This window comes from Vibrio cidicii (genome assembly GCF_009665415.1).
Classification (GTDB): Bacteria; Pseudomonadota; Gammaproteobacteria; order Enterobacterales; family Vibrionaceae; genus Vibrio; species Vibrio cidicii.
The window spans coordinates 2,396,477-2,419,345 of record NZ_CP035921.1; the positions used below are offsets into that span (position 1 = coordinate 2,396,477).

Sequence of the window (22,869 nt, forward strand, 5' to 3'; positions counted from 1 at the left end):
TAAGTAAGGTAAGCGTTATGAATGAAAATCTCTGCCCACAGTGTCAAAACGAATTGCAATGGAATGGCCAATATCATTGCCAGCAGTGTGAGCAAGATTTTAAGAAGGTAGGATTTTGCCCAGAATGTACGGCAGAATTGGAAAAACTGCAGGCGTGTGGCGCTGCAAACTACTTTTGTAATACGTGCAATGAACTCAAATCCAAATCTCGAGTACGGTTTGTCTTTCAGTCCATCAGTTAACGGTTGAGCGAATCTCACCGTCCATTAAACGGGTGACCAGAGTGTCACCTGTTTTCGTTTGTGCCTGGCGGGTTATCACATCGCCTTGTGCATTTTGCGTGATCGAATAACCACGTTTGAGGGTCGCTAGTGGGCTGACAGCATCCAGCTTTTCTGCCGCCAGAGCAATATGGTGGCGAAACGACAGTAATTTTCGCTCCATCGCATCTTGCAGCGCCTGTTCTGCTCGCGCCATTTTGTTTTGTTGTTGGCTAATTTGGCGAACGGGTGACTTGAGTTGTAATTGATGAAAAGCGCGCGAGAGTGTGTTTTCTCGTTTGGCGAGATATTTTTCCATCGCCCGTTGCAGTTGAATTTGCAGCTCATCGGCTTGCTGCGCTTGGCGCAACAAACGATAGCGGGGATGCTGTTTCTCCAGGCGATGAGCAAATTCAACCACTTGACGATGTTGTGCGCTTAGGTAGTGGCGCCATGCACTACGCAGTTTCTGTTCTAGGCTGAGAAGCGCTTGATCTTTATGGCTGTGATCACGGCTGACCAGCTCCGCCGCCGCGGATGGGGTCGGGGCACGCAAGTCGGCAACGAAATCGGCGATGGTCACGTCAATTTCATGCCCTACCGCGGAAATGATGGGGATCTGACTGGCGGCAATGGTACGAGCGACAATCTCATGGTTAAAGCACCACAGATCTTCCAATGAACCGCCACCACGGCCAACGATCAGTACATCACACTCATCGCGACTGTTGGCCCTGCCGATAGCTTGAGCGATCTGAATCGCCGCTTCTTCTCCTTGAACCAAGGTGGGGTAGATAACGACAGGCAGAGACGGATCTCGCCTTTTCAGTACATCGAGAATATCAAACAGCGCCGCACCCGTTTTGGAGGTAATGACACCGACACACTTAGGGTGCTCTGGGATCGGCCGTTTGTTCGATTGGGCAAACAAGCCTTCGGCGGCTAACTTCATTTTGAGCGCATCAAATTGCTGCTGAAGACGACCATCGCCTTCCGCTTGCATGCTTTCGATGATTAACTGATAGTCGCCGCGCGGCTCATAGAGCGAAAGTCGAGCACGCACCAGTACTTGATTGCCGTTGATGGGTTTAAAAGAGACTTGGCGGTTGTTACCGCGAAACATGGCGCATTTAACTTGGGCCATCGAATCTTTAAGGGTGAAATACCAGTGACCAGAGACCGGAGCAGAGAAGTTAGAAATCTCACCAACTAACCACACAATCCCCATTTCATTTTCGAGTAACAGACGAACTTCAGAATTTAAACGCGAGACGGTGAAGATGTTTTGATTGGTCAGAGAAGACAAAGCTAATCCCGTGGACGTGGGTATGGAAGTTAGCCGCAATATAATACATAGCAAGGGGTTGAATGCAAGAAAAAAATCAAAAAATTTGTGGTCAAGCGATTGCGTTGACCGTATAATCCGTCCGCAATATCTAATCCAAATGCAACTGAGTCACATGACGAGTTGTCCTCATTACGCGAAACGATGAGATTGGGTTGTTCTTTTTACTTATCTAGTTGTGAGATATTGCAAATGCTAAGAATTGCCAAAGAAGCGCTGACATTCGATGACGTACTGCTCGTGCCAGCACACTCCACCGTTCTCCCAAACACCGCTGACCTTCGCACTCAGCTGACCAAGAACATTACCCTCAATATTCCGATGATCTCTGCTTCTATGGATACTGTGACGGAAGCCCGTCTGGCTATCGCATTAGCGCAGGAAGGTGGCATAGGCTTTATCCACAAAAACATGTCCATCGAACAGCAGGCTGCTGAAGTTCGCCAAGTGAAAAAATTTGAAGCAGGTGTGGTGAGCGATCCGGTGACGGTCAGCCCTGACGCGTCTATCGCGGATGTGGTGGCACTTACAGAAAAACACGGTTTTGCCGGTTTCCCAGTGGTGACAGAAAGCAATGAACTGGTGGGTATTATCACCGGTCGTGACGTGCGTTTTGTCACTGATCTTTCTAAGAAAGTCTCTTCTGTGATGACGCCAAAAGCGAACCTTGCAGCGGTCAAAGAAGGTGCAACCCGCGCAGAAGTGCAAGAAAAAATGCACGAAGCACGCGTGGAGAAAGTGCTGGTGGTGAATGATGAGTTCCAACTGACCGGCATGATCACTGCAAAAGATTTCCATAAAGCAGAACGTAAACCGAATGCGTGTAAAGATGAGCGTGGTCGTTTGCGTGTTGGCGCTGCGGTTGGCGCCGGTGCGGGCAACGAAGAGCGTGTTGCTGCACTGGTTGAAGCGGGTGTTGACGTATTGCTGATTGATTCTTCACACGGCCATTCTGAAGGCGTGCTGCAACGTATTCGCGCGACTCGCGAAGCGTTCCCTCATCTTGATATTATCGGCGGCAACGTGGCAACGGCTGCGGGCGCAAAAGCACTGATTGAAGCAGGCGTAAGTGCAGTGAAAGTGGGCATTGGCCCAGGTTCTATCTGTACGACGCGTATCGTAACGGGTGTGGGTGTGCCACAAATCACTGCGATTGCCGATGCTGCTGAAGTGGCTAATCAATACGGTATTCCAGTTATCGCTGATGGTGGTATCCGCTTCTCTGGCGATATTTGTAAAGCGATTGCGGCGGGCGCTTCTTGCGTCATGGTCGGCTCAATGTTTGCGGGTACTGAAGAAGCACCGGGTGAAGTCATTTTGTTCAACGGCCGCTCTTACAAAGCTTACCGTGGCATGGGCTCATTGGGTGCGATGTCTCAAGGTTCCTCTGATCGTTATTTCCAATCTGATAATGCAGCAGACAAGCTAGTTCCAGAAGGCATTGAAGGCCGTATCGCTTACAAAGGCCGCTTGAAAGAGATCGTTCACCAACAAATGGGCGGCCTGCGCTCAAGCATGGGTCTGACGGGCAGCGCCACCATCGAAGAGATGCGTACCAAAGCCGAATTTGTACGTATTACTGGTGCCGGTATGCAAGAGTCTCACGTTCACGACGTACAGATCACCAAAGAAGCGCCAAACTACCGTTTAGGCTAATCGCTTCGACAAGGATAAGTGCAACGTAAACGTTTGCTTTTTCCTTGAAGCATTGATGAGAGGCGAGTAGACTCGCCTCGTTTTCTTAACCAGCTTAAAAAAGACTGCCCAAAATGACTAAAAATATTCATGACCAACGTATTCTGATCTTGGACTTCGGTTCTCAGTACACTCAGCTTGTTGCGCGCCGTGTACGTGAAATTGGTGTTTACTGCGAGCTGTGGAGCTGGGACGTTGAAGAAGCGGATATTCGTGAATTCAATCCAGATGGCATCATTCTTTCTGGTGGCCCAGAGAGCGTAACGGAAGAGAACTCTCCGCGTGCGCCTCAATATGTATTTGATTCTGGAGTGCCTGTACTGGGTGTGTGCTACGGCATGCAAACCATGGCTGAGCAACTAGGCGGCAAAGTGTCGACTTCGGATGAGCGTGAGTTTGGTTACGCTGCGGTCAAAGTGTCTGGTGAATCTGCGCTGTTTAAAGATCTTGAATTGACGCAAGATGTTTGGATGAGTCACGGCGATAAAGTGATCGAGATCCCTGCAGATTTCGTTAAAGTCGGCGAGACAGACACTTGTCCTTACGCCGCTATGGCCAATGAAGAGAAGAAATACTACGGCGTTCAGTTCCACCCAGAAGTGACGCACACCAAAAATGGCCTACAAATGCTGGAGAACTTTGTTCTTGGTGTGTGTGGTTGTGAGCGTCTGTGGACCTCTGAGTCGATCATCGAAGACGCCGTGGCGCGTATTAAAGAGCAAGTGGGCGATGATGAAGTTATCCTTGGCCTTTCAGGTGGCGTTGACTCTTCCGTGGTTGCCATGCTGGTTCACCGCGCTATCGGTGACAAACTGACTTGCGTATTTGTTGACAACGGTCTGCTGCGTTTGAACGAAGGCCAGCAAGTAATGGACATGTTCGGCGACAAATTCGGTTTGAATATCATCAAAGTCGACGCTGAAGAGCGTTTCCTTGAAGCGCTTAAAGGCATTGATGAACCTGAAGCGAAACGCAAAACCATTGGTCGTGTTTTTGTTGAAGTGTTTGACGAAGAGTCGAAGAAACTGAAAAACGCGAAATGGTTAGCTCAAGGCACCATTTACCCAGACGTGATCGAATCTGCGGCATCGAAAACGGGTAAAGCGCACGTGATCAAATCTCACCACAACGTGGGCGGTTTGCCAGAAGACATGAAAATGGGTCTGGTTGAGCCACTGCGTGAGCTGTTTAAAGATGAAGTGCGCAAGATTGGTTTGGAGCTAGGCTTGCCTTACAACATGCTTTACCGCCACCCATTCCCAGGCCCGGGCCTTGGTGTGCGCGTATTGGGTGAAATTAAGAAAGAGTACTGTGACTTGCTACGTCGCGCCGACGCTATCTTCATTGAAGAGTTGCATGCGGCCGATCTGTACAACAAAGTTTCTCAAGCGTTTACCGTGTTCCTTCCTGTGCGTTCAGTCGGCGTAATGGGCGATGGCCGTAAATATGACTGGGTTGTGTCGCTGCGTGCGGTGGAAACCATCGACTTTATGACCGCACATTGGGCGCATTTGCCGTATGAATTCTTGGGTAAAGTATCCAACCGCATTATCAACGAAGTGAATGGCATTTCTCGCGTGGTGTACGACATCTCCGGCAAACCGCCTGCAACCATCGAGTGGGAATAATCCTCACTAAGAAGTCTGTTCGACAAACCCTGAGCTGTGTCTCAGGGTTTTTTATCTCTGGTTCTCTCATTTTGTTGGTTTTGGAACAGGGCAGGCATAAGTGATGTCGTAGGATGTTGTGCGGTTTTCATCTCATCAAAATGACTCGCATTTCTCATGTTTACCCGCATTTGTTACTGCCTAGTTTGTCGATAACGGTCTAATCTGCTGAGTAAATTCACTGTGTAGAGTAGAGGATAAAACGATGAACATCTCCCATCTGTCGCTGTTGATTGGCTGCGCACTGGCGGCCGGAACGCAGGCAGCGATGACGATTCAGCCCGACCCGCAAAATGCGAATGGCTACTTGGTTTCACGTGCAGAGTTGCAAGCGGCGGAACAAGCCAAAACGGCCAATCCCATGTATGCGATTTGGTCGCAAGCCCTGCAAACACGCCCCAACTCCGTGGTGGAAGCGATAGAGCCGGGGGCCAGCAGCAATCCAGAAAACGTGAAACGAGTCGAACGTGTGTTCCCGCAAAGCGAGTGGGATTTCTTAACCCAGATGGCGGCGCCGGAGTACACCTACACCCGTTTTTTGCGTGCAGTGGGCAAGTTTCCTGCTTTTTGTGGGGAGTATAATGATGGACGAAACGCGGATGCGATTTGTAAAAAGTCCATCGTGACCGCATTTGCTCACTTCTCTCAAGAGACTGGTGGCCACATTGCCAAAGATAATGTTTCAGATAACCCTTTAGCTTTGGAAGAGTGGCAACAAGCGTTGGTGCATGTGCGTGAAATGGGCTGGTCTGAAGGCCAAGCGGGTTACACGACAGGCTGTGGTCAAAACGATTGGCAGAATCAGCGCTGGCCATGTGAAGCCGGTCAAGGCTATTTTGGTCGCGGCGCTAAACAGCTCTCTTATCATTTCAATTACGGCGCGTTTTCCGAAGTGATGTTTGACGGCGATGCGACAGTACTGCTGAAAAATCCTGCGCTGGTGGCGGACTCTTGGCTCAATTTAGCTTCGGCAATCTGGTTTTTCTTAACCCCGCAAGCCCCCAAACCCGCTATGCTGCACGTGATTGATCGCACTTGGGTTCCGTCTCAGCGTGAAAATGATGCCGGGATTGGCTATGGCTTTGGCACCACCATCAATGTGATCAATGGCGGGATAGAGTGCGGTGAGCAAAACAAAAACAAAGGCCAGCCAGTGAACCGTATTCGCTACTGGGAAGGGTTGGCGGAGCATTATCAGATCCCGATTGAAGCTGATGAGAAAAACACCTGCTGGCAACAAACGCCGTACGGCAGCTTAAATCTTAATGGTGCGACTGATGTGTTGTACACCAACTGGGATGGTAACTGGAAATACTATGCAGATCGCCCAGGTGGCTATTCGTTCGAGTGTGAGTTAGTTGGCTTTCAAACGGCGTACTCTGCTTTGGTGCCCGGAGACTACGAAAAATGCGTGAGCAATTTTTATGGCTCACACGCTAGCTGGCCGCAAGTACGAGTGGTGGATAAACTCGATCCTGTTGATCCCGGAACTGAGCCGGGCGGCAATGGTTGGGAGAGCAGTAAAGTTTACCTAGCGGGCGATCTTGTGACTTACCAAGGCGCGACCTATAAAGCGAAATGGTGGACTCAAGGGGATGATCCAAGCAAAGGTGGCCCATGGGAGCTAGTGGCGGGAACGCCATCGGAGCCTACGCCAACACCAGATCCGGTTTCCACGCCGGATCCGACTCCAGATCCCACCCCAACACCGGACCCAATTCCCGATCCGACACCAATTCCAGACACGTTTGTGCAGTGGGAACCGGGATCAAGCCAAGTGGCCAATGGTGACAAAGTGACGTACAACGGAAAATGTTTTGTGGCCAAAAATGGCCCGGGCGTATGGGAAACCCCGACGCAGTCCAACTGGTTCTGGGATGAAATATCCTGTCAGTAAAAGAAGTTAGCCAAAGAGGCTCTGCATGCGCGGGGCCTCTCTTTTTAACTGGCTTTATCTGGAAACTTAGTTTGCACTTTCGCCTTCTATCTTTTATCCAAGGCTCAATTAAAATCCGCGCGTAATTTTTATCAACATTTTTGAAAGGTAAGTGCCGATGTCTACTAAACTGGCTAACCCAGCGCCACTCGGTCTGATGGGTTTTGGTATGACCACCATCCTGCTTAACATCCATAACGCAGGTTTTTTCCCAATCGACTCTATGATTCTGGCAATGGGCATCTTTTACGGTGGTCTGAGCCAAGTGATCGTCGGCATCATGTGCTTTAAACGTGGCGACACGTTTGGTACGACTGCCTTCACCTCTTACGGTCTTTTCTGGCTGACTTTAGTCGGTTTGATCGTGATGCCAAAAATGGGCCTGCCAGCCAGCCCTGCACCATTCATGGGATGGTACTTGGCGCTATGGGGGATTTTCACCGGTTTCATGTTTATCGGTTCTCTATGCTACCCAACGGCGAAGCAAGTGGTATTCGGCTCACTGACTATCCTGTTTGCGCTATTGGCGGCACGTGATTTCACCGGCAGCGAACTGATCGGCACCATCGCTGGTTTCGAAGGTATTTTCTGTGGCGCAAGCGCGGTTTACTTTGCGATGGCGCAAGTGCTGAACAACGAATACGGCCGCACTATTCTGCCAATTGGTGAGAAGAAAGCACCAGCAGTGAAAGCGCAAGAGCTTGCTGCTTAAGCTGAAAATTTTGGGAACAGTTAAAAGGGGTTAGCCAGTGGCTAACCCCTTTTTTGCGTTGTATATACTCGGTGAGTCCACACTAGGTTACTACGTGTTGGGTGAGCTGACAAAGGTGGCTAAAAAATTAACTCAGTAGCAAGACGTCACAAAGTTGTAGGGTAGGAGGAGGCGAGATCGAGTATGATCGGCGCTGTTTCTGACCATGAATAACGGATTGATTATGCTGCGTGATTATGACCTAAACCTACTAACCGTGTTTGATGCAGTAATGACTTTAGGATCTGTCAGTAAAGCGGCAGACAAGCTAAATATGACTTCTGCGGCGGTGAGTCAGAATTTGGCTCGATTGCGCGAACAAATTGGAGAACCACTGTTTGTGCGCCAAGGGCGTGGATTGCAGCCGACTCAGCACGCACTTAATATGCACAAACATATTTCACAGGGGCTAAGCGCCATTCGTTTTGGGTTGGAAACGGATGCCTCCTTTGACCCGGCAACCAGCAAACGTGAATTTGTTATTGGCGGTCATACTTACTTTGATTTAGCCGTGTTGCCTCAGTTACTACAAAGGGTCGGCCAGATTGCGCCCGATATCACCGTCAATTTAAAGTCCTATGAAGATAACCATTTCACCCCCAGTCAGGTGTTGAGTGAACGGGAAGCGGATCTTTTTTTGTCGTCATTGCCCATCAGCCACCCTTCTATCATCACTTTGCAAGCCGCACAGGAAGAGTTAGTGGTGGTGTATGCCAAAAATCACCCTCGTCTTAGCGGGACGCTTACTAAGGAACAGTTTTTTGCAGAGAAGCATACTGCGTTAAACAGCCGCCGTTTTGGTAATTACATGTTTTCCAGCTTAGTTGAGCAAGCCCTCCCGACGCGTAAAATTCATTATCAAAGTGATTCCATGCTTAACTTGATGGCTACGGCAGCGATGACGGATTTGCTCTGTTTTACGCCAAAGCGCTTAGCTGATATGTGGGCCGATAAATTTGGCTTACAAATCCAACCATTGCCGTTTGAAATACGCGCCGTTCCTACGTTTATCTGTTGGCATAAAGCCAAGCAGCAAGATAAAGGATTGATCTGGCTGCGTGAGCAAATTGAGGCTGTTCTCTCTGAATAGTTAAGCAATGCTTAACTATTGATTATCGTTTGGCGAATCGTTCTGCAGCAATTTCTCTCATATTCTTGTCCTTGTTCCCTAATGACTAAGAAAGAGAGAAATCGAATGAAAACAGTCTATAAACCCACTCTGTTGGCGGTATTGATTACCAGTTCTGCACCTGTATTGGCGCATTCTTTTACTGCAGAAACCAAAGCACCGAGTGCGACTACGCAGGCTTTTGCTGCGGAGCAACGTAGTACGCTACCGTTTGCCGACAAAGAAGATTTTAGATTGGTCGAGAAAGGCCTGATCGCACAGCAAAAAGATCTCCAAATCAAAGATGCCAGCGGTAAAGTGGTTTGGGAACTGGGTAACTACAGCTTTTTGCTGGATGGTCGTGACTACGACAGCATTCACCCAAGTTTGCAACGTCAGGCGCAACTGAATATGCACCACGGTTTGTATAAAGTGTCTGAGCGTATTTATCAGGTTCGTGGTTACGATTTAGCCAATATTACCTTTGTTCAAGGCGACACAGGTTGGATCGTGTTTGACCCACTCACAGTGCCCGCCACAGCCAAAGCCGCCTTGGATTTTGTAAACCAAGAGTTGGGCGAGCGTCCGGTGAAAGCGGTGGTTTACAGCCATGCGCATGCTGACCATTTTGGCGGCGTGAAAGGAATTGTGAGCCAAGAGCAAGTGGATCGTGGTGAAGTGCCGATCATCGCACCAAAAGGTTTCTTAGAGCATGCCGTTGCTGAGAACGTATTGGCGGGGAATGCCATGTCGCGTCGTACCACGTACCAATATGGTAACGTTTTGCCGAAAGGGGCAACGGGTCAAGTCGATGCGGCGATTGGTAAAAACGTAGCGCAAGGTGAAGTGAGCCTGATCGCACCAACGAAAGTGATCACTGAACAAACTGAAACGCTAGAGATTGACGGTGTAACGATGGAGTTCCAGAACACGCCGGGAACCGAGTCTCCGGCAGAGATGAACACCTACTTCCCACAGTTTAAAGCCTTGTGGATGGCAGAGAACACCGTCGGTGGTTTACACAACGTCTACACTCTGCGTGGTGCGGAAGTCCGTGATGCCAAAGCGTGGAGTAAGTACATCAATGAATCGATTCATATGTACGCGAAAGAAGCGGATGTGATGTTTGCCTCACACACATGGCCGCGTTGGGGGAATGACAACATCAACCATTTCCTACGTAAACAGCGTGATATGTACGGTTACATCCATGATCAGGCTCTGCGCCTGGCCAACCATGGTGTCACGATTAATGAGATTCAGGACGAGTTTCAAGTGCCGGATGTGTTGGCGCACGAATGGTACAACCGAGGTTATCACGGCAGCTATCATCGCAATGCCAAAGCGGTGATCAACAAGTACCTAGGTTACTTTGATATGAACCCTGCCACCTTGCGCCCGCTTTCTCCTACTGACGCTGCACCCAAATACGTTGCTGCAATGGGCGGCATGGCCAATGTTCTCAAGCAAGGACAGGCTGCGTTTGATCAAGGTGAGTACCGTTGGTGTGCGGAGATTGTCGATAAAGCCGTGTTTGCAGAGCCGAGCAATCAGCAAGCGCGTTACTTACAGGCGGATTGTTTGGAGCAATTGGGTTACCAGAGTGAATCTGCCGGTGAGCGTAACACTTATTTGATGGGCGCTTATGAGCTACGTAACGGTGTACCCAATGTGTCGGCAACCAAAACGGCAGGTGCGGATACCGTGGTTGCGATGGATACCGAACTGTTCCTCGATTATCTAGGCGTGCGTCTTAATGGCGATAAAGCAGCAGGTACTGATTACACCATTAATTTTGTCTTGCCAGATGTAAATGAGAAGTTCTTGGTTGAGTTGGAAAACGCCCATTTGAATAACTTAAAAGGTATTCAATCTGATAAGCCAGATATGACGCTGACGATCAATCGTGCCGAGCTAAATAAAGTACTGATGGGCAAATCCACCATTCAACAGTTAGCCAAAGAGGGTAAAGCAACCATTGAAGGCAACGCGAAAGCGCTGACCGATATTGCCGGAATGTTAGATGACTTTGAATTCTGGTTTAACATCATTGAACCCAAAGTGAAGCAATAATCCTTCAATAGAGCTTTGGAAAATAAAAAGGGGTTAGCCACTGGCTAACCCCTTGTTTTAGTACCCCGTAGGGCAATACTGCTTTTTCTTATTATGCGATGTTGTGTGTTGCACTTCCGTAGAAGTTAGAGTGAAGGCTGCTCCACGGCACGGGTGGCTTTATCATCCGCTTGTGGCGCTTGACCAGTTTTACGCTTGTACTTCTCTTCCCAGTAAGTTGCACCTGTAATGCCGAGTTTTACCGGGTTAAAGATAAACTCTGTCACGCCTTGCTTTTGTTGTTCTTCATAATCTTGCAGCGCTTTGAGAGCGGGTTTAGACATGAAGAAGATGATCAGAATACCAACAATGTTGAGCCACGCCATCAAACCAACACCGACGTCACCCATTGCCCAAGCTAAGTCTGCGGTTTTCACCGTACCGTAGAACACCACAGAGATCAGCACCACTTTCAGAACAAACATCAGGCCATCGACTTTAAAGGTGCGACGGATGTAAGCGATGTTGGTTTCAGCGATGTAGTAGTAAGCCAAAATAGTAGTAAAGGCAAAGAAGAACAGTGCAATGGCGATAAACGGTTTACCGACGCCAGGCAGCGCGCTTTCAATCGCCATCTGTGTATAAACAGGGCTGTTGGCAGCGATGTCTGCGGCAATGTTTTGTACCAAGAAACCTTCGGCACCGTGTACGTTGTAGGCACCGGTAATCAGGATCATAAACGCGGTTGCCGAACAGACCAGCAGTGTATCAATGTAGATAGAGAAAGACTGTACCAGACCTTGCTGCGCAGGGTGCTCAACACTGGCCGCAGCGGCTGCATGAGGGCCCGTACCTTGGCCTGCTTCGTTCGAGTAAACACCACGTTTTACCCCCCAGCCAATTGCCGCACCAATACCAGCCATTGGTGTGAACGCATCACCGACAATCATGGCAACAATACGGGGTACTTCACCGATGTTGAGTAGGATGATGACGAATGCGGTGATGATGTAAGCCAACGCCATGAAAGGCACCACCACCTGAGTAAAGCTGGCAATACGTTTTACCCCACCGAAGATGATGAAAGCGAGGATGACTGAGATAACCGTACCAGTGAAAATTTTCGCAAAACTGAAGGTACCGATAGCGGTGTCAATCATATCACCTGAACCGAATGCCGCTTCAACCGCATTGCCGATGCTGTTGGACTGAACGCCCGGTAGCAGCACGCCACACGCAAAAATGGTCGAGATGGCGAAGATCCACGCATACCACTTCTGCCCCATGGCTTTTTCAATATAGTAAGCGGGACCACCGCGGAACTCGCCGTTGTCTTCTTCTTTGTAGATTTGCGCCAAAGTGGATTCGGCATACGCGGTTGCAGCGCCGAAAAACGCCACTACCCACATCCAGAAAACCGCACCCGGGCCACCGAAGCCGATGGCGGCAGCAACGCCGGCAATGTTACCTGTACCCACACGACCAGAGAGTGAAACGGCGAGTGCTTGGAAAGAAGAGATACCTTTGGTGGAACTTTTGCCAGAAAGAAGCAGACGCCACATTTCAAAGAAATGACGGACTTGCACGAAGCGCGTCATGATGGAGTAGAACAGACCTGCGCCCAAGCACAGATAAATCAGTGCTGGGCTCCAAATTATTCCATTCAGAAAATCAACGAATGACTGCATGAGTATTTTCCCTGTTGTGTGTTTGTAGTGTTTGTAGTGTTTGTTTTGAGTGTTTTCTGTTCGGTATATTAATCTTTTTGTAACTCAAATGTTAACCAAAATATCTACAAACTGTCAGGTTCGTGATTGTGAACACAAAATGCTAACGAAATGTTAAAACTCGGTCGGGTTTACCGCAATTGGTGAAAGAGGAGAGGTTTTAATAGATATTGCTGATAAATGCAGAATAATGCATTGCAGTAACAGACAGAACTGGTGTCTGAGTGTCACTGCAATTGGTCAGGATATTAGAGTGATCTGCTGTTAACTGGCGTAACGGAAGTAATCTAAGCCAGAAATGGGCTTTTGCTGTTCGCCGCTAATCACTTGCGCCAACAGGTGGCCAGAGCCGCACGCCATGGTCCAGCCAAGTGTTCCGTGTCCGGTATTGGTATAAAGGTTGCCTATCGGTGTGCGGCCAATCAGTGGCGTACCATCGGGCGTCATTGGGCGAAAGCCCGTCCAAAATTCGGCTTTAGCAAAATCACCGCAGTGTGGGAAGAGATCTTTCACCACCATCGCAATCGTTGCTTTGCGCTTTTCAGGAATGGCGGGATCAAATCCAGCCAACTCCGCCGTGCCCGCGACGCGGATTCGGTCGTCAAAGCGCGTCAGCGCCACTTTATAGGTTTCGTCCATCACGGTGGATACAGGGGCTTGCTGCGCATCGCTGATTGGCACCGTCAGCGAGTAGCCTTTGACCGGATAAACCGGAATGTCGATGCCTACGGTCGCCAAAAGCGAGGTGGAGTAACTTCCCATGGCCACCACGTACACGTCGGCTTGTAAGTCGCCTTGGTCAGTGGCGACGGCGATCACCTGATTGCCTTCGGTTTTCAGCGCTTGAATTTGCGTGTTGAACGAGAACGTCACCCCGTGCGCTTTCGCCAGCTCCGTCATTTGTTGGCAAAAGAGATAGCAATCGCCCGTTTCGTCATCGGGCAGGTATAAACCGCCAGTCAGCTTGTCACTGACTGCGGCAAGCCCGGGCTCTTGCTTGATGCATTGCTCTACGCTCATACGTTGAAAGCGAGTGCCACTTTGTTCAAGCAGTGCAATGTCCTTTTCTATCGCTTTGAGCTGCTTTTGATTGCGGAAGACTTGCAGCGTGCCTTGCTGACGGCCTTGATACTCAATGTGGTGTTCTTGACGCAGCGCACTCAGGCACTGTCGGCTGTGATTGGCGATGCCGAGCATACGAGCTTTGTTGATTTGGTAGCGGCTGAGCTGGCAGTTGCTTAGCATTTGCGTCGCCCACTTGAACAGTTGCGGATCGAGCGATGGTTTGATTTTTAGTGGCGCGTGCTCTTCCAGCAGCCAACGGATGGCTTTTTGCGGAATGCCCGGTGCGGCCCAAGGCGAGGAATAGCCATAGGAAATTTGTCCGGCATTGGCAAAGCTGGTCTCTTCACCGCTGCGTGACTGCCTATCGACTACGGTCACTTGATAGCCCGCTTTTTGCAAATACCATGCACTCATTAAACCCACGACACCGCTGCCTAACACCACTGCTTTCATCGACGTTCTCCTCGTTAGAAACAGCGTGAGTTTCTATTGTTTACAAGCCAGTAACAATCGATATAAATTAATCGCAGCTTATAGAAAAACTAAACGCACAATGACGACATTAATCAAAAGTAGTCACCTTGCCGCACTTTATACCTTTGTAGAAGTGGGAAAACACACCAGCCTGACAGCGGCTGCCAAGCAGTTGTGCTTAACCACTGGGGCGGTGAGCCAGCAACTTCTCCAGTTGGAACAGCAACTTGGTTTTAGTTTATTTGAACGGCACTCGCGCGGTATTCGCTTCACTGACAAAGGCCGACAACTGCATCAGTGTGTCAGTGTCCACTTAGGTGAAATAGAGGCGGAAGTGGGGCGTTTGCGTCAAGAGCAGGGGCGAGCGCAAGAAGTGCGCCTCAAGTTGACACCGTCATTTGCTTTCAAATGGTTGGTGCCCAAATTGGACAGTTTTCATCAGCAATATCCGGAAATTCAGATCCAAATTTTCGCCGAAGGGGCGCTGGTCAACAGTGACACCCGAGATTTTGATCTGGCGATCGATTACCGCCCTCATCCCTATCGTCACCCCAATGCCGAATTGCTACTGGATGAGTCTTTGTTGCCGGTAATGAGTGGCAAATATTTGCACGCTCATCCTTGGCTGAGCAAGGCCAATTACACTCAACAAGAGTGGGCCAGCGTGGTGCTACTGCATGATGCCATGCCGTGGGAAAAAGCGGCCCGCGATTTTGAATGGCTCAGTTGGATGGCCGAGCGGCGCTTGGATCTACCGACCGATCGTGGCCATTTCTTTAACCGTACCGATATGGCGATGTCGGCGGCTGAAGCGGGCGTTGGCATTGCCATGGCGCGTATGGCGCTGATTGACAACGAACTGGAGAGCGGGCGTTTGGTTTCTCCCTTTCAGCCGATCAAAGCCAACGCGGGTTACTACTTGATCCGCAATAGCGAGAACGACAGTACGGCGGCGTTTATCGCGTGGCTCAAACGGCAAATTCATTATTGAGTTGAAACTCAATAATGGGCATCTACACTTAGTCTGACAGCGAAAGTGCGTATCCGCGCTTTTCGTTTGACACAACGAGGCAGCAAAATGAAGTCAGATAAAGGCCGATGCCGCTATCAAAATCCTGATGGCTGGTGCTGCGATCAACCCAGTGGTGAGTCGGGCCTCTGTTATTGGCACGATCCCGAGATAGATAAAAGCAACGACGATGTAAAATCTCAGGTTGAGCAATGGGCAGCAGAAGGTAAACCTTTAGACGGATTTCAGTTGGCAAAAACAAATTTGGCGGATCTTAATTTGGTCAATCGTGGCAGCAAAGTGGGTTACCAGTGCCGTGAGGCCGATTTTTACCGTGCCGATCTCAGTGATGCGCATTTTTTTGGCTTAGATCTGCGCGGCTCGTCGTTGATGAAGTGCAAACTGGTCAGCGCCAATTTGCATTGCGCGCGGCTAGAAGGGTGCAATCTACTCGGCGCGGATCTTTCGCGAGCACGGCTGGAAAACATCGATTGGGGCAGCGAGCTCAAGCAGGAGCGTCAAGCTCGGCAAGCCAAGCAAAAGGGCGATCTGCACAAAGCCGAGTCGCTGTGGCAGGAAGTGGAAGAGGTGTGCCGTGGCATTCGTAAGCAGTGTGAAAAGCAGGGCTTATTTGAAACGGCTGGGATGTTTTTCAAAAAAGAGATGCGTTTTCGCCGCTATCAAATGCCGAAGATGAGCATGCAGCGTGTTCTTTCCAAGCTGGTGGATATTTTTTGTGGCTACGGCGAAGATCCGTTACGCGTGGTGCTGTTTTCCATCTTCCTCATTTTGGCTTGCGCCAGCGCATATTTCTTTCTCGACACCACTTCTGCTAACCCGATTTACGCCGACATGACGGGTTGGAAGTTCTATCTGTTTGAGTTTTTGAACGCGGTCTATTTTAGTGTTGTGACCTTCACCACCCTCGGTTACGGCGATATCTCACCGGTGGGGATGGCGCGCTTTATCGCCGCCCTCGAAGCCTTCCTAGGCAGCTTCACCATGGCGCTGTTTGTGGTGGTGTTTGTCAAGAAGATGACCCGATAAAAAATGGCTCACTTGAGAAAGTGAGCCATACGTTTGTCGATTGAGTTACGTTAAAGCACTTTCCGTTTGGGAAGATTGGCGCTCTTTCTCTCGAATAAAATCGTTAAACTCGATACGAGCATTTTGTGCCGCTTCAGAGGCTTGCAGCTTGTGCTCTTTGGCCGTCATGGCGGCTTGTGTCAGACGTTGGATCTCTGCGAGTTGCTCTTCTGGCGCATCGCCCAGCTCTAGCCCGCTTTCACCGCGAGCAAGTGCCTCAGAACGAATCACTTTTTTCAGCGTCCAGATCGCGTCAAGGGCTTCACGCTCTTGCTTGGCCGCTTCAATCGCTTCATCTTTCAAGCGCTCAAATTTAGCTAGCGCTATGCCTTCTCGTGACCACGGATCCACATCAGGAAAATCTTCGATATTAATAACGGGATCTTCATAGCCTTCCTGATGTGACAAATCCAAGCTTGCGGCTTTAATGCCAGAGATCATCAGCATGATGGCGATGCCTAATAGCGGTAAACCACCGACAATCGCGGCGGTTTGCAAGGTCGCTAAGCCGCCCATAAACAAGAGGATAGAGGGCATGACTGACAAGGTGAAAGCCCAGAATAGTCGGTTCCATCGCAGCGGATCTTCGGTGACGTTATTTTGCACCACGGAAGCGAGAATAAACGAAATCGAGTCGAAGGTCGTCGCGGTGAAGATGACGCACAAAATGGTAAATACGGCTATCACCAAGGTGCTTAGCGGGAGTTGTTGTAAAATCGCAAAAATCGCTCGAGTGGCTCCATGTTGATTGAGGATTGCGACCACATCCAACTGTCCTGACAGTTGCAATGATAAGCCAAAGTTACCGAGTATCATAAAATACAGCGCACAACCCATGGAGCCAAAAAAGATAGAACCTGACACCATTTGTTTGATGGTACGTCCGCGAGAAATACGTGCGACAAAAAGCCCCATGCTGGGCGCAAACACTAACCACCAAGCCCAGTAAAAGATGGTCCAATCTTGAGGGAAATGAGTATCTTCAAATGGACCATAGCCACCAAATGGCTCTGCCCAAGTGGCCATGACAAAGAAGTTGGAAAGCATACGACCAATCGAGTCCAGCCCTGTTTCCAGCATAAACAGCGTGGGGCCAGTGACGAGAATAAAAGCCAGTAGGGCCAAAGCGCCCCAAAAGTTAATATTACTCAACACCTTAATGCCTCCATCCATTCCTTTATAGGAGGAGTAAGCAAACAGGGCGGTACACAGTAGCAATACGCCAATTTGCGATAGCGTGGTCGATGGGATGCCAAATAGGTAACTGATCCCTTCGTTAATTAGCGGAGCGGCAAGGCCAAGTGTGGTTGCTGCTCCGCCAAGTAGGCCAAAGATGAACAGCACGTCGATCACTTTCCCCAGTTTGCCATGACTGCGCGCTTCACCGATCACGGGCATTAACGCCGCTGAAATTTTCAGTACGGGTTGTTTACGCACATAGAAGAAGTAAGCGATAGGCAGGGCGGGAATCAGGTAAATCGACCATGCGATTGGTCCCCAATGGAAAATTCCATAGGTTGCCGCCCAGCGAATCGCTTCTTCGCTGCCAGCTTCCAATTGAAATGGCGGGTTCTGATAGTAGTAGGCCCACTCAATCGTGCCCCAATAAAGGATGCTAGCCCCGATGCCGCCGCAAAAAAGCATCGCAGCCCAAGAGCCTGTAGCGAACTCGGGTTTCTCATCGGCATCACCGAGCTTGATTTGCCCAATGTCACTGAAAATGATGTAAACCATAAAGAAAAAGGCGGCTAACCCTAAAGCGAGATAAAGAAAGCCGAGTTTGTCGGTCATGAAGCTTTTTGCAAGACCAATCCAATATTCGCCTTGGCTGGGCCAGACCAATAGTGGGATGATCACCGAACAAAGCAGTGCAATTGCTCCAAAGAAGGTGGGTTTATCGATAAGTTCAAAGTGCCGTTTCATAAAAATCCCTAGTACAGACGTTAATTTACTCATTGCAATGAGTAAACTGCTTAATCGGTATCGAATACCAATTAAGAGATAGTAAGCTGCTAGGGTAGGTACACAAATAGAATTTTATATGGTCACAAAAGGAAATTTTAATAATATAGCTTGCGGTGTTGGTTTTGTGTGATTTATTTGTCTATTTTATTGTTCGTTTAAGCTAAGTCATCTTTAGGTTTTGTTCGCTTGTACTTGATGATTGTGTAAATCATGGCGGCAAAAAGTAGAGCGCTGACAAACCAGACAACATAGCGATGTTGGTCATAAAATGCGGCGATTTGCGTTAAATGCTCAAAGGCAAAGTGAGTAATAAGACCAAACACAGTGACCCAAATGGTGGTAGCGAGTAAGTTGCCCAGTAAGAACTCCTTGAGTGGCATTTTTGCGACGCCACACGCTAGCGGCATAAACTGTTTCATCCCTTCAATAAAACGGCTAACGACCAAGCACGCAGGACCGTACTTTTGAATGGCACTTTGCAGTTTGCGAAACTTGTTGCCTGAGATGAAGCCTTTTTTATCCAGCCACTCTTCAAAATGGTAGCCAAGCAGGTAGCCCAACGTATTGCCGCTAAAGCAACTAAGCCAAGACACCAGCATCACCGCTGGAAAGCTCATCACTTGTTGTGCAGAGAGGATCGAGGCGACAATCATCAAGGATTGTCCGGGCATCGGCACGCCAATGCCTTCAAGAAAAATACTGACGATCAAGGCAAGATAGCCGTACTGTTCCAGAAGAGGTTGCATGGCAAGAAGCAGTTGATTGAGATGTTGCAAGTTAGGTGTCCGCTTGGAGAAACGCTGATCTTTAATAGCGCTGTTCGAGTAAAGAATCAACGCTTACGGCATCGGCAAGCTGGAAATTGACATAACCCTGATAGAAATGGTTCGCCAAGTGAGGTGTGATAAGCATTGAGATCATCGTAGGCCAAAAGCGTTGGGAACCCTATGGTTCAATTGCTTTTGGAACATGGCAAACCCAATGCTGAGTAAAAGCAACCCGACACTAAGTTGGGTTGCTTTGGTATGGATTTTCTTATTTAAAATCAGAGCTTTGATTGCGAACGATTCAGTCGATCATGCACTGCTGACCAGCTTTCGTCCATCGGTGGTCTTTCTACCCAAATTTCCTCACAGCCCCACTTGTCTGCCTCATCAAGCGTACGATAGAGCACGTGAGCGTAGTCTGCTACCGATCCCGGCATTAGTTTCGCTTTGATATTGGCGTGATTATCAAATGGTGAATAGTGCAAATAGGCTACTTTGTCATTGGTTAAGTGAATCAGTTCACTCGCATCAACCAAACGGACCCGCGTATTTGGCTGGTAGTGGCTGGTAACATTCCCCGGTACGGCAACCGTGTGGTTCACTGGTGAGCTCACCTCTTTGCCTAACGTGGCCGATAGCTGCGCGGCGGTGATTGGCCCGGCTCGCAAAATGCGAAATGGCTTTTCGGTCAGATCGACAATCGTAGATTCAAGGCCGTGAGCACAGTCACCGCCATCGAGGACCGCAGCAATTTTGCCGCCCAGCGAGTTGATGACGTGCTGCGCAGAGGTTGGGCTGAGCTTTTTATAAGGGTTGGCCGAAGGAGCGGCAACCGCCATTCCCGACGATTGCAGCAAGGTGGCAAACACCTGATGGGCAGGCATACGGATGCCAATGGTTTCTAAGCCTCCCGTCACTACTGGAGTCACGTGATCGGCTTTTTTCAGCAGCAGCGTTAACGGGCCGGGCCAGTACGCCTGCGCGAGTACATAAGCTTCTTCTGGGATCTCGACAGCCCAATCCGTCAACTGTTCAACTTGGCCAATATGCACGATCAACGGGTGATCAGCCGGTCTTCCTTTCGCGGCAAAAATCTTCTTAACGGCTTCTGGGTTGGTGGCATCTGCCGCCAGACCATAAACCGTTTCAGTCGGGATTGCGACCAGCTCACCTTGAGCAAGCAGCTCTTTGGCTTGGTCGATCTCTTTTTGCTCAGCGGCAGAAAGATAAAGCGTGTTCAATGTGACTTCCTCTGGGGCGGCCTAATACGAAGGCCCGATAACAATCTTACCCAACACCATGGCGTTTGCCAGAAGGCGCGGTTTAAAACAAAGGCGACATTATACTCAACTGCTAACAAGATGCGAGAGCAATGCCAATGCATCGGTGACCGAAAATAGCTGGCATCAAATATGCTTAAAAATTAGACAAAGGACTCAGTCTGTTCCATCGACTAAGCGGCGAAAATCTGGCAACACTATTTCGTCGTTGAGCAAATTAAAAAGGAGATGACAATGGAATATCTCTACAAAATTGAATCATACAGTGAAGAAGCGGTGAGCATGATCGCTCGCTTTATCCACCGCAAAGGCGGCGTCTGCTACGTTGCTGGATTTGCGGTGATCACCAATCATCGTTTCAAAGAGCGTGAAGCGGCCACCTTATTGCCGCTGGTGGCGCGCGTAACCGACAATTTAACCGAATGGGATAAAGCGTTTATCGCCCATCAGGAACATTGAAAAGCGTTGGCGAGCAAACCGTGTGCTCGCCAACGGCACGCGTTTCTGTTTCTGTCGGTAGTTACTGTGCTAGCAAAACCTTTTTCAGTAGTTCCGCCAGTTGTGTTTGCTCTTGTTTGTCCAACACACTCAGCATCTGATCCATATTGGCCACGTGTGCTTGCAACGCTTTGTCGATGACGTCAACACCTTGTTCGGTGAGTGACACGCTGCAACTGCGCCTGTCGTGTTCGCTGGCGATACGCTGCACCAACCCGCGTTGCACCAGATGTTCAATCCGTGTGCTAACCGCACCGGAAGAGAGCATCAGTGTCTGATACAACTCGGTTGGGGTGATGTCACGGTTGCTGCGACGCATGGTCGCGAGCATATCAAACTCAATGCTACTCAGCTCATGTGCCTGAAAAACCGCTTCTAACTGTTTCTTCCACAGTTCACTAGTGCGTCTCAGCCTTCCGACCACGCCCATGCTGGAACAATCCATATCGGGTTTCACTTCACGCCACTGCGACAAAATCGTGTCGACTTGATCGTTCTCCATGCTTTTCTCTCAACTTGATATCTTTCCAAAAAGATACTTGATCAAAAGTGAATTCTCTATTATTTTTTAAAAAGTATCTTTTGTGTAAGATACTTTTTTTATAACACAAGTCAGGTGAGCCATGAATAAAGTGAATTCGGTAAAAACCATTATCCTTACTGCGGTTGCACCATTGGTGTGGGGCAGTACCTATATTGTGACCACGCAAGCCTTACCGCCGGAAAGTCCGTTGATCGCCTCGACTATTCGCGCGCTGCCTGCGGGCATTCTGCTGGTGCTTCTGAGCCGAACTTGGCTGCAAGGCATCTGGTGGGGGCGCCTTGCGACCCTAGGCTTACTGAACATTGGGCTGTTTTTCTATTGCCTCTTTTTTGCGGCGACCTATTTGCCCGGTGGTATGGCGTCTTTGGTGATGTCTTTTCAGCCGATGCTGGTCATGTTTTTGAGTTGGTTCTGGTTGAATGCGCGAGTGACATCAAGGCAGTGGTTGGCGAGTGGCGTAGGGGTGATCGGCATTGCGCTTTTGGTCCTCAATAGTTCGGTCGCCCTGAATCTACAAGGGTTAATGATTGCCGCATTGGGTACGTTGAGTATGGCATCAGGTGTGGTATTGACCAAAAAGTGGGGCCGGCCAAGGGGTATGTCACTGCTGGGTTTTACAGGTTGGCAGCTACTGTTTGGTGGTGTGGCTTTATTGCCAGTATCGCTGTGGCTAGAAGGCATTCCTTCCCAACTGACCCCTACTAACTACCTAGGTTACGGCTACTTGAGTTTGATTGGCGCAGTGCTTGGTTACTTTCTCTGGTTCCGGGGAATCGAAAAACTGCCACCGGTTACTGTTTCGTTTCTCGGCTTTCTCAGCAGTGTCTCGGCCTGTTTTCTTGGCTATCTGTTGCTCAATCAAGCGCTGACTTGGCCGCAATTACTCGGCGCGTGCGCTATTTTACTCGCCATTTTACTGGCTGTGCCTCGCTCTGAGCCACGAGCCAATCAAACCACTTTATCGTTAAAAGGAATCTAATATGAACATCACTATCGTTTCTGGTAGCCAGCGTGCCAACTCGCAAAGCGCCAACGTTGCTCACTATCTACAAACCTTGGCGCAGAAGCATTTCACTCAGGTGAACGTGCTCGATTTGCATCAACTCAACCTGCCGTTTTGGAATGAAGGGGTTTGGCAGGGTAGTGAAGAGTGGCAAGTGTGGTCGCCCATTGCGCAAATGCTCATGCAGTCAGACGCCTTTATTTTTATTACACCGGAGTGGCACGGCATGGCAACGCCAGCCTTGAAGAACTTTCTGATGCTAACCACCGATGATGAACTGGCCCACAAGCCCGCATTGCTGGTCAGTGTGTCTGCCAGTGTCAACGGCGTGTACCCTATTAGCGAACTGCGTATGACGGGCAATAAGAACAATCATGTCTGTTTCTTACCGGATCATCTTATTTTCCGCCAATGCGACACCTTGTTTAATCAAGAGCACAGATGTGTAGACGAGCAACTTCATGCTCGCAGCGAATACACCATCTCATTGCTGGCGGCTTATGCCAATGCACTCGCGCCAGTGCATCGTGACATGGTGCAAGCAGGAAAAACCTTTCGCTACGGAATGTAGCTCGCGTTTGCCTCAATGATGGAGTGAAGAGAAGCAAAAAAGGGCGGCAGACTTTTAAGTGCAGTC

The 22,869-nt window shown here is 49.4% G+C and carries 19 protein-coding genes; 12 read left to right on the forward strand and 7 right to left on the reverse strand.

What is annotated here, in order from left to right; translation table 11 throughout:
* Nucleotides 1-17 precede the first annotated feature (17 nt).
* Nucleotides 18-242, forward strand: coding sequence for a zinc ribbon domain-containing protein (locus EWA64_RS12015; protein WP_081946362.1), 225 nt, complete (start codon nt 18-20; stop codon nt 240-242).
* Here the strand turns inward: EWA64_RS12015 and xseA are convergent.
* Nucleotides 235-1,566 carry an exodeoxyribonuclease VII large subunit gene (xseA, locus tag EWA64_RS12020; protein ID WP_061895103.1) on the reverse strand — a complete coding sequence of 444 codons (1,332 nt, stop codon included), beginning with the start codon at nt 1,564-1,566 and terminating at the stop codon, nt 235-237. The two genes, EWA64_RS12015 and xseA, sit on opposite strands and share 8 nt — an antisense overlap.
* Nucleotides 1,567-1,797: 231 nt before the next feature.
* Here xseA and guaB point away from each other — a divergent pair, with 231 nt between their 5' ends.
* From guaB to EWA64_RS12050, 6 genes are all read left to right on the forward strand, one after another.
* A complete protein-coding gene (gene guaB / locus EWA64_RS12025; protein WP_061895104.1) occupies nt 1,798-3,261 on the forward strand; it encodes an IMP dehydrogenase in 1,464 nt (487 codons plus the stop codon).
* A 113-nt stretch (nt 3,262-3,374) separates the two neighbouring features.
* The gene (gene guaA, locus EWA64_RS12030; protein ID WP_061895105.1) at nt 3,375-4,928 is read left to right on the forward strand and encodes a glutamine-hydrolyzing GMP synthase; all 1,554 of its coding nucleotides are present in this window, start codon (nt 3,375-3,377) and stop codon (nt 4,926-4,928) included.
* Between the two features lie 244 nt (nt 4,929-5,172).
* Nucleotides 5,173-6,864, forward strand: coding sequence for a chitinase (locus EWA64_RS12035; protein WP_061895106.1), 1,692 nt, complete (start codon nt 5,173-5,175; stop codon nt 6,862-6,864).
* Nucleotides 6,865-7,021: 157 nt separating this feature from the next.
* Nucleotides 7,022-7,615, forward strand: coding sequence for an acetate uptake transporter (locus tag EWA64_RS12040; protein ID WP_039424320.1), 594 nt, complete (start codon nt 7,022-7,024; stop codon nt 7,613-7,615).
* A 223-nt stretch (nt 7,616-7,838) separates the two neighbouring features.
* Nucleotides 7,839-8,744: a LysR family transcriptional regulator gene (locus EWA64_RS12045; protein WP_061895136.1), complete on the forward strand. Its 906-nt coding sequence runs from the start codon at nt 7,839-7,841 to the stop codon at nt 8,742-8,744.
* A 105-nt stretch (nt 8,745-8,849) separates the two neighbouring features.
* Nucleotides 8,850-10,835 carry an alkyl/aryl-sulfatase gene (locus EWA64_RS12050; RefSeq protein WP_061895107.1) on the forward strand — a complete coding sequence of 662 codons (1,986 nt, stop codon included), beginning with the start codon at nt 8,850-8,852 and terminating at the stop codon, nt 10,833-10,835.
* A gap of 125 nt (nt 10,836-10,960) precedes the next feature.
* Here the strand turns inward: EWA64_RS12050 and EWA64_RS12055 are convergent, their stop codons facing one another.
* Both EWA64_RS12055 and EWA64_RS12060 read right to left on the reverse strand, forming a co-directional pair.
* A complete protein-coding gene (locus EWA64_RS12055; RefSeq protein ID WP_039461088.1) occupies nt 10,961-12,502 on the reverse strand; it encodes an alanine/glycine:cation symporter family protein in 1,542 nt (513 codons plus the stop codon).
* A gap of 303 nt (nt 12,503-12,805) precedes the next feature.
* Nucleotides 12,806-14,059 carry a D-amino acid dehydrogenase gene (locus EWA64_RS12060; RefSeq protein WP_061895108.1) on the reverse strand — a complete coding sequence of 418 codons (1,254 nt, stop codon included), beginning with the start codon at nt 14,057-14,059 and terminating at the stop codon, nt 12,806-12,808.
* A 100-nt stretch (nt 14,060-14,159) separates the two neighbouring features.
* On the opposite strand from EWA64_RS12060, the gene EWA64_RS12065 reads away from it, so the two are divergent.
* Both EWA64_RS12065 and EWA64_RS12070 read left to right on the forward strand, forming a co-directional pair.
* Nucleotides 14,160-15,071, forward strand: a complete 912-nt coding sequence (locus EWA64_RS12065) for a LysR substrate-binding domain-containing protein (protein WP_061895109.1) — start codon at nt 14,160-14,162, stop codon at nt 15,069-15,071.
* An 87-nt stretch (nt 15,072-15,158) separates the two neighbouring features.
* Complete coding sequence (locus EWA64_RS12070; RefSeq protein ID WP_061895110.1) at nt 15,159-16,136, forward strand: ion channel; 978 nt, start codon at nt 15,159-15,161, stop codon at nt 16,134-16,136.
* 45 nt (nt 16,137-16,181) lie between these two features.
* Here EWA64_RS12070 and EWA64_RS12075 read toward each other — a convergent pair whose 3' ends face one another.
* The 3 genes from EWA64_RS12075 to EWA64_RS12085 form a co-directional block, all read right to left on the reverse strand.
* Nucleotides 16,182-18,098 (reverse strand): BCCT family transporter, encoded by a 1,917-nt coding sequence (locus EWA64_RS12075; protein WP_061895111.1) that lies wholly within the window; start codon nt 18,096-18,098, stop codon nt 16,182-16,184.
* Nucleotides 18,099-18,295: 197 nt separating this feature from the next.
* On the reverse strand, nt 18,296-18,916 hold the full coding sequence (locus EWA64_RS12080; protein WP_244881504.1) for a DedA family protein: 621 nt from the start codon (nt 18,914-18,916) through the stop codon (nt 18,296-18,298).
* A 269-nt stretch (nt 18,917-19,185) separates the two neighbouring features.
* The gene (locus EWA64_RS12085; protein WP_061895112.1) at nt 19,186-20,148 is read right to left on the reverse strand and encodes an L-threonylcarbamoyladenylate synthase; all 963 of its coding nucleotides are present in this window, start codon (nt 20,146-20,148) and stop codon (nt 19,186-19,188) included.
* Nucleotides 20,149-20,421: 273 nt separating this feature from the next.
* Between EWA64_RS12085 and EWA64_RS12090 the strand changes: the two genes are divergently transcribed.
* Nucleotides 20,422-20,646, forward strand: coding sequence for a hypothetical protein (locus EWA64_RS12090; protein ID WP_061895113.1), 225 nt, complete (start codon nt 20,422-20,424; stop codon nt 20,644-20,646).
* Nucleotides 20,647-20,707: 61 nt separating this feature from the next.
* Here the strand turns inward: EWA64_RS12090 and EWA64_RS12095 are convergent, their stop codons facing one another.
* The gene (locus tag EWA64_RS12095; protein ID WP_061895114.1) at nt 20,708-21,187 is read right to left on the reverse strand and encodes a MarR family winged helix-turn-helix transcriptional regulator; all 480 of its coding nucleotides are present in this window, start codon (nt 21,185-21,187) and stop codon (nt 20,708-20,710) included.
* Nucleotides 21,188-21,308: 121 nt separating this feature from the next.
* On the opposite strand from EWA64_RS12095, the gene EWA64_RS12100 reads away from it, so the two are divergent.
* A complete protein-coding gene (locus EWA64_RS12100) occupies nt 21,309-22,208 on the forward strand; it encodes an EamA family transporter (RefSeq protein ID WP_061895115.1) in 900 nt (299 codons plus the stop codon).
* 1 nt (nt 22,209) lies between these two features.
* On the forward strand, nt 22,210-22,803 hold the full coding sequence (locus EWA64_RS12105) for an NADPH-dependent FMN reductase (RefSeq protein WP_061895116.1): 594 nt from the start codon (nt 22,210-22,212) through the stop codon (nt 22,801-22,803).
* The last annotated feature ends 66 nt before the right edge of the window (nt 22,804-22,869 follow it).

Coding starts and splice junctions, on each gene's coding strand:
- EWA64_RS12100 (WP_061895115.1), top strand. CDS start 21,309: ATGAATAAAGTGAATTCGGTAAAAACCATTATCCTTACTGCGGTTGCA.
- EWA64_RS12075 (WP_061895111.1), bottom strand. CDS start 18,098: ATGAAACGGCACTTTGAACTTATCGATAAACCCACCTTCTTTGGAGCA.
- guaB (WP_061895104.1), top strand. CDS start 1,798: ATGCTAAGAATTGCCAAAGAAGCGCTGACATTCGATGACGTACTGCTC.
- EWA64_RS12070 (WP_061895110.1), top strand. CDS start 15,159: ATGAAGTCAGATAAAGGCCGATGCCGCTATCAAAATCCTGATGGCTGG.
- EWA64_RS12090 (WP_061895113.1), top strand. CDS start 20,422: ATGGAATATCTCTACAAAATTGAATCATACAGTGAAGAAGCGGTGAGC.
- EWA64_RS12040 (WP_039424320.1), top strand. CDS start 7,022: ATGTCTACTAAACTGGCTAACCCAGCGCCACTCGGTCTGATGGGTTTT.
- EWA64_RS12105 (WP_061895116.1), top strand. CDS start 22,210: ATGAACATCACTATCGTTTCTGGTAGCCAGCGTGCCAACTCGCAAAGC.
- EWA64_RS12050 (WP_061895107.1), top strand. CDS start 8,850: ATGAAAACAGTCTATAAACCCACTCTGTTGGCGGTATTGATTACCAGT.
- EWA64_RS12055 (WP_039461088.1), bottom strand. CDS start 12,502: ATGCAGTCATTCGTTGATTTTCTGAATGGAATAATTTGGAGCCCAGCA.
- EWA64_RS12095 (WP_061895114.1), bottom strand. CDS start 21,187: ATGGAGAACGATCAAGTCGACACGATTTTGTCGCAGTGGCGTGAAGTG.
- guaA (WP_061895105.1), top strand. CDS start 3,375: ATGACTAAAAATATTCATGACCAACGTATTCTGATCTTGGACTTCGGT.
- EWA64_RS12035 (WP_061895106.1), top strand. CDS start 5,173: ATGAACATCTCCCATCTGTCGCTGTTGATTGGCTGCGCACTGGCGGCC.
- EWA64_RS12045 (WP_061895136.1), top strand. CDS start 7,839: ATGCTGCGTGATTATGACCTAAACCTACTAACCGTGTTTGATGCAGTA.
- EWA64_RS12015 (WP_081946362.1), top strand. CDS start 18: ATGAATGAAAATCTCTGCCCACAGTGTCAAAACGAATTGCAATGGAAT.
- EWA64_RS12060 (WP_061895108.1), bottom strand. CDS start 14,059: ATGAAAGCAGTGGTGTTAGGCAGCGGTGTCGTGGGTTTAATGAGTGCA.
- EWA64_RS12065 (WP_061895109.1), top strand. CDS start 14,160: ATGACGACATTAATCAAAAGTAGTCACCTTGCCGCACTTTATACCTTT.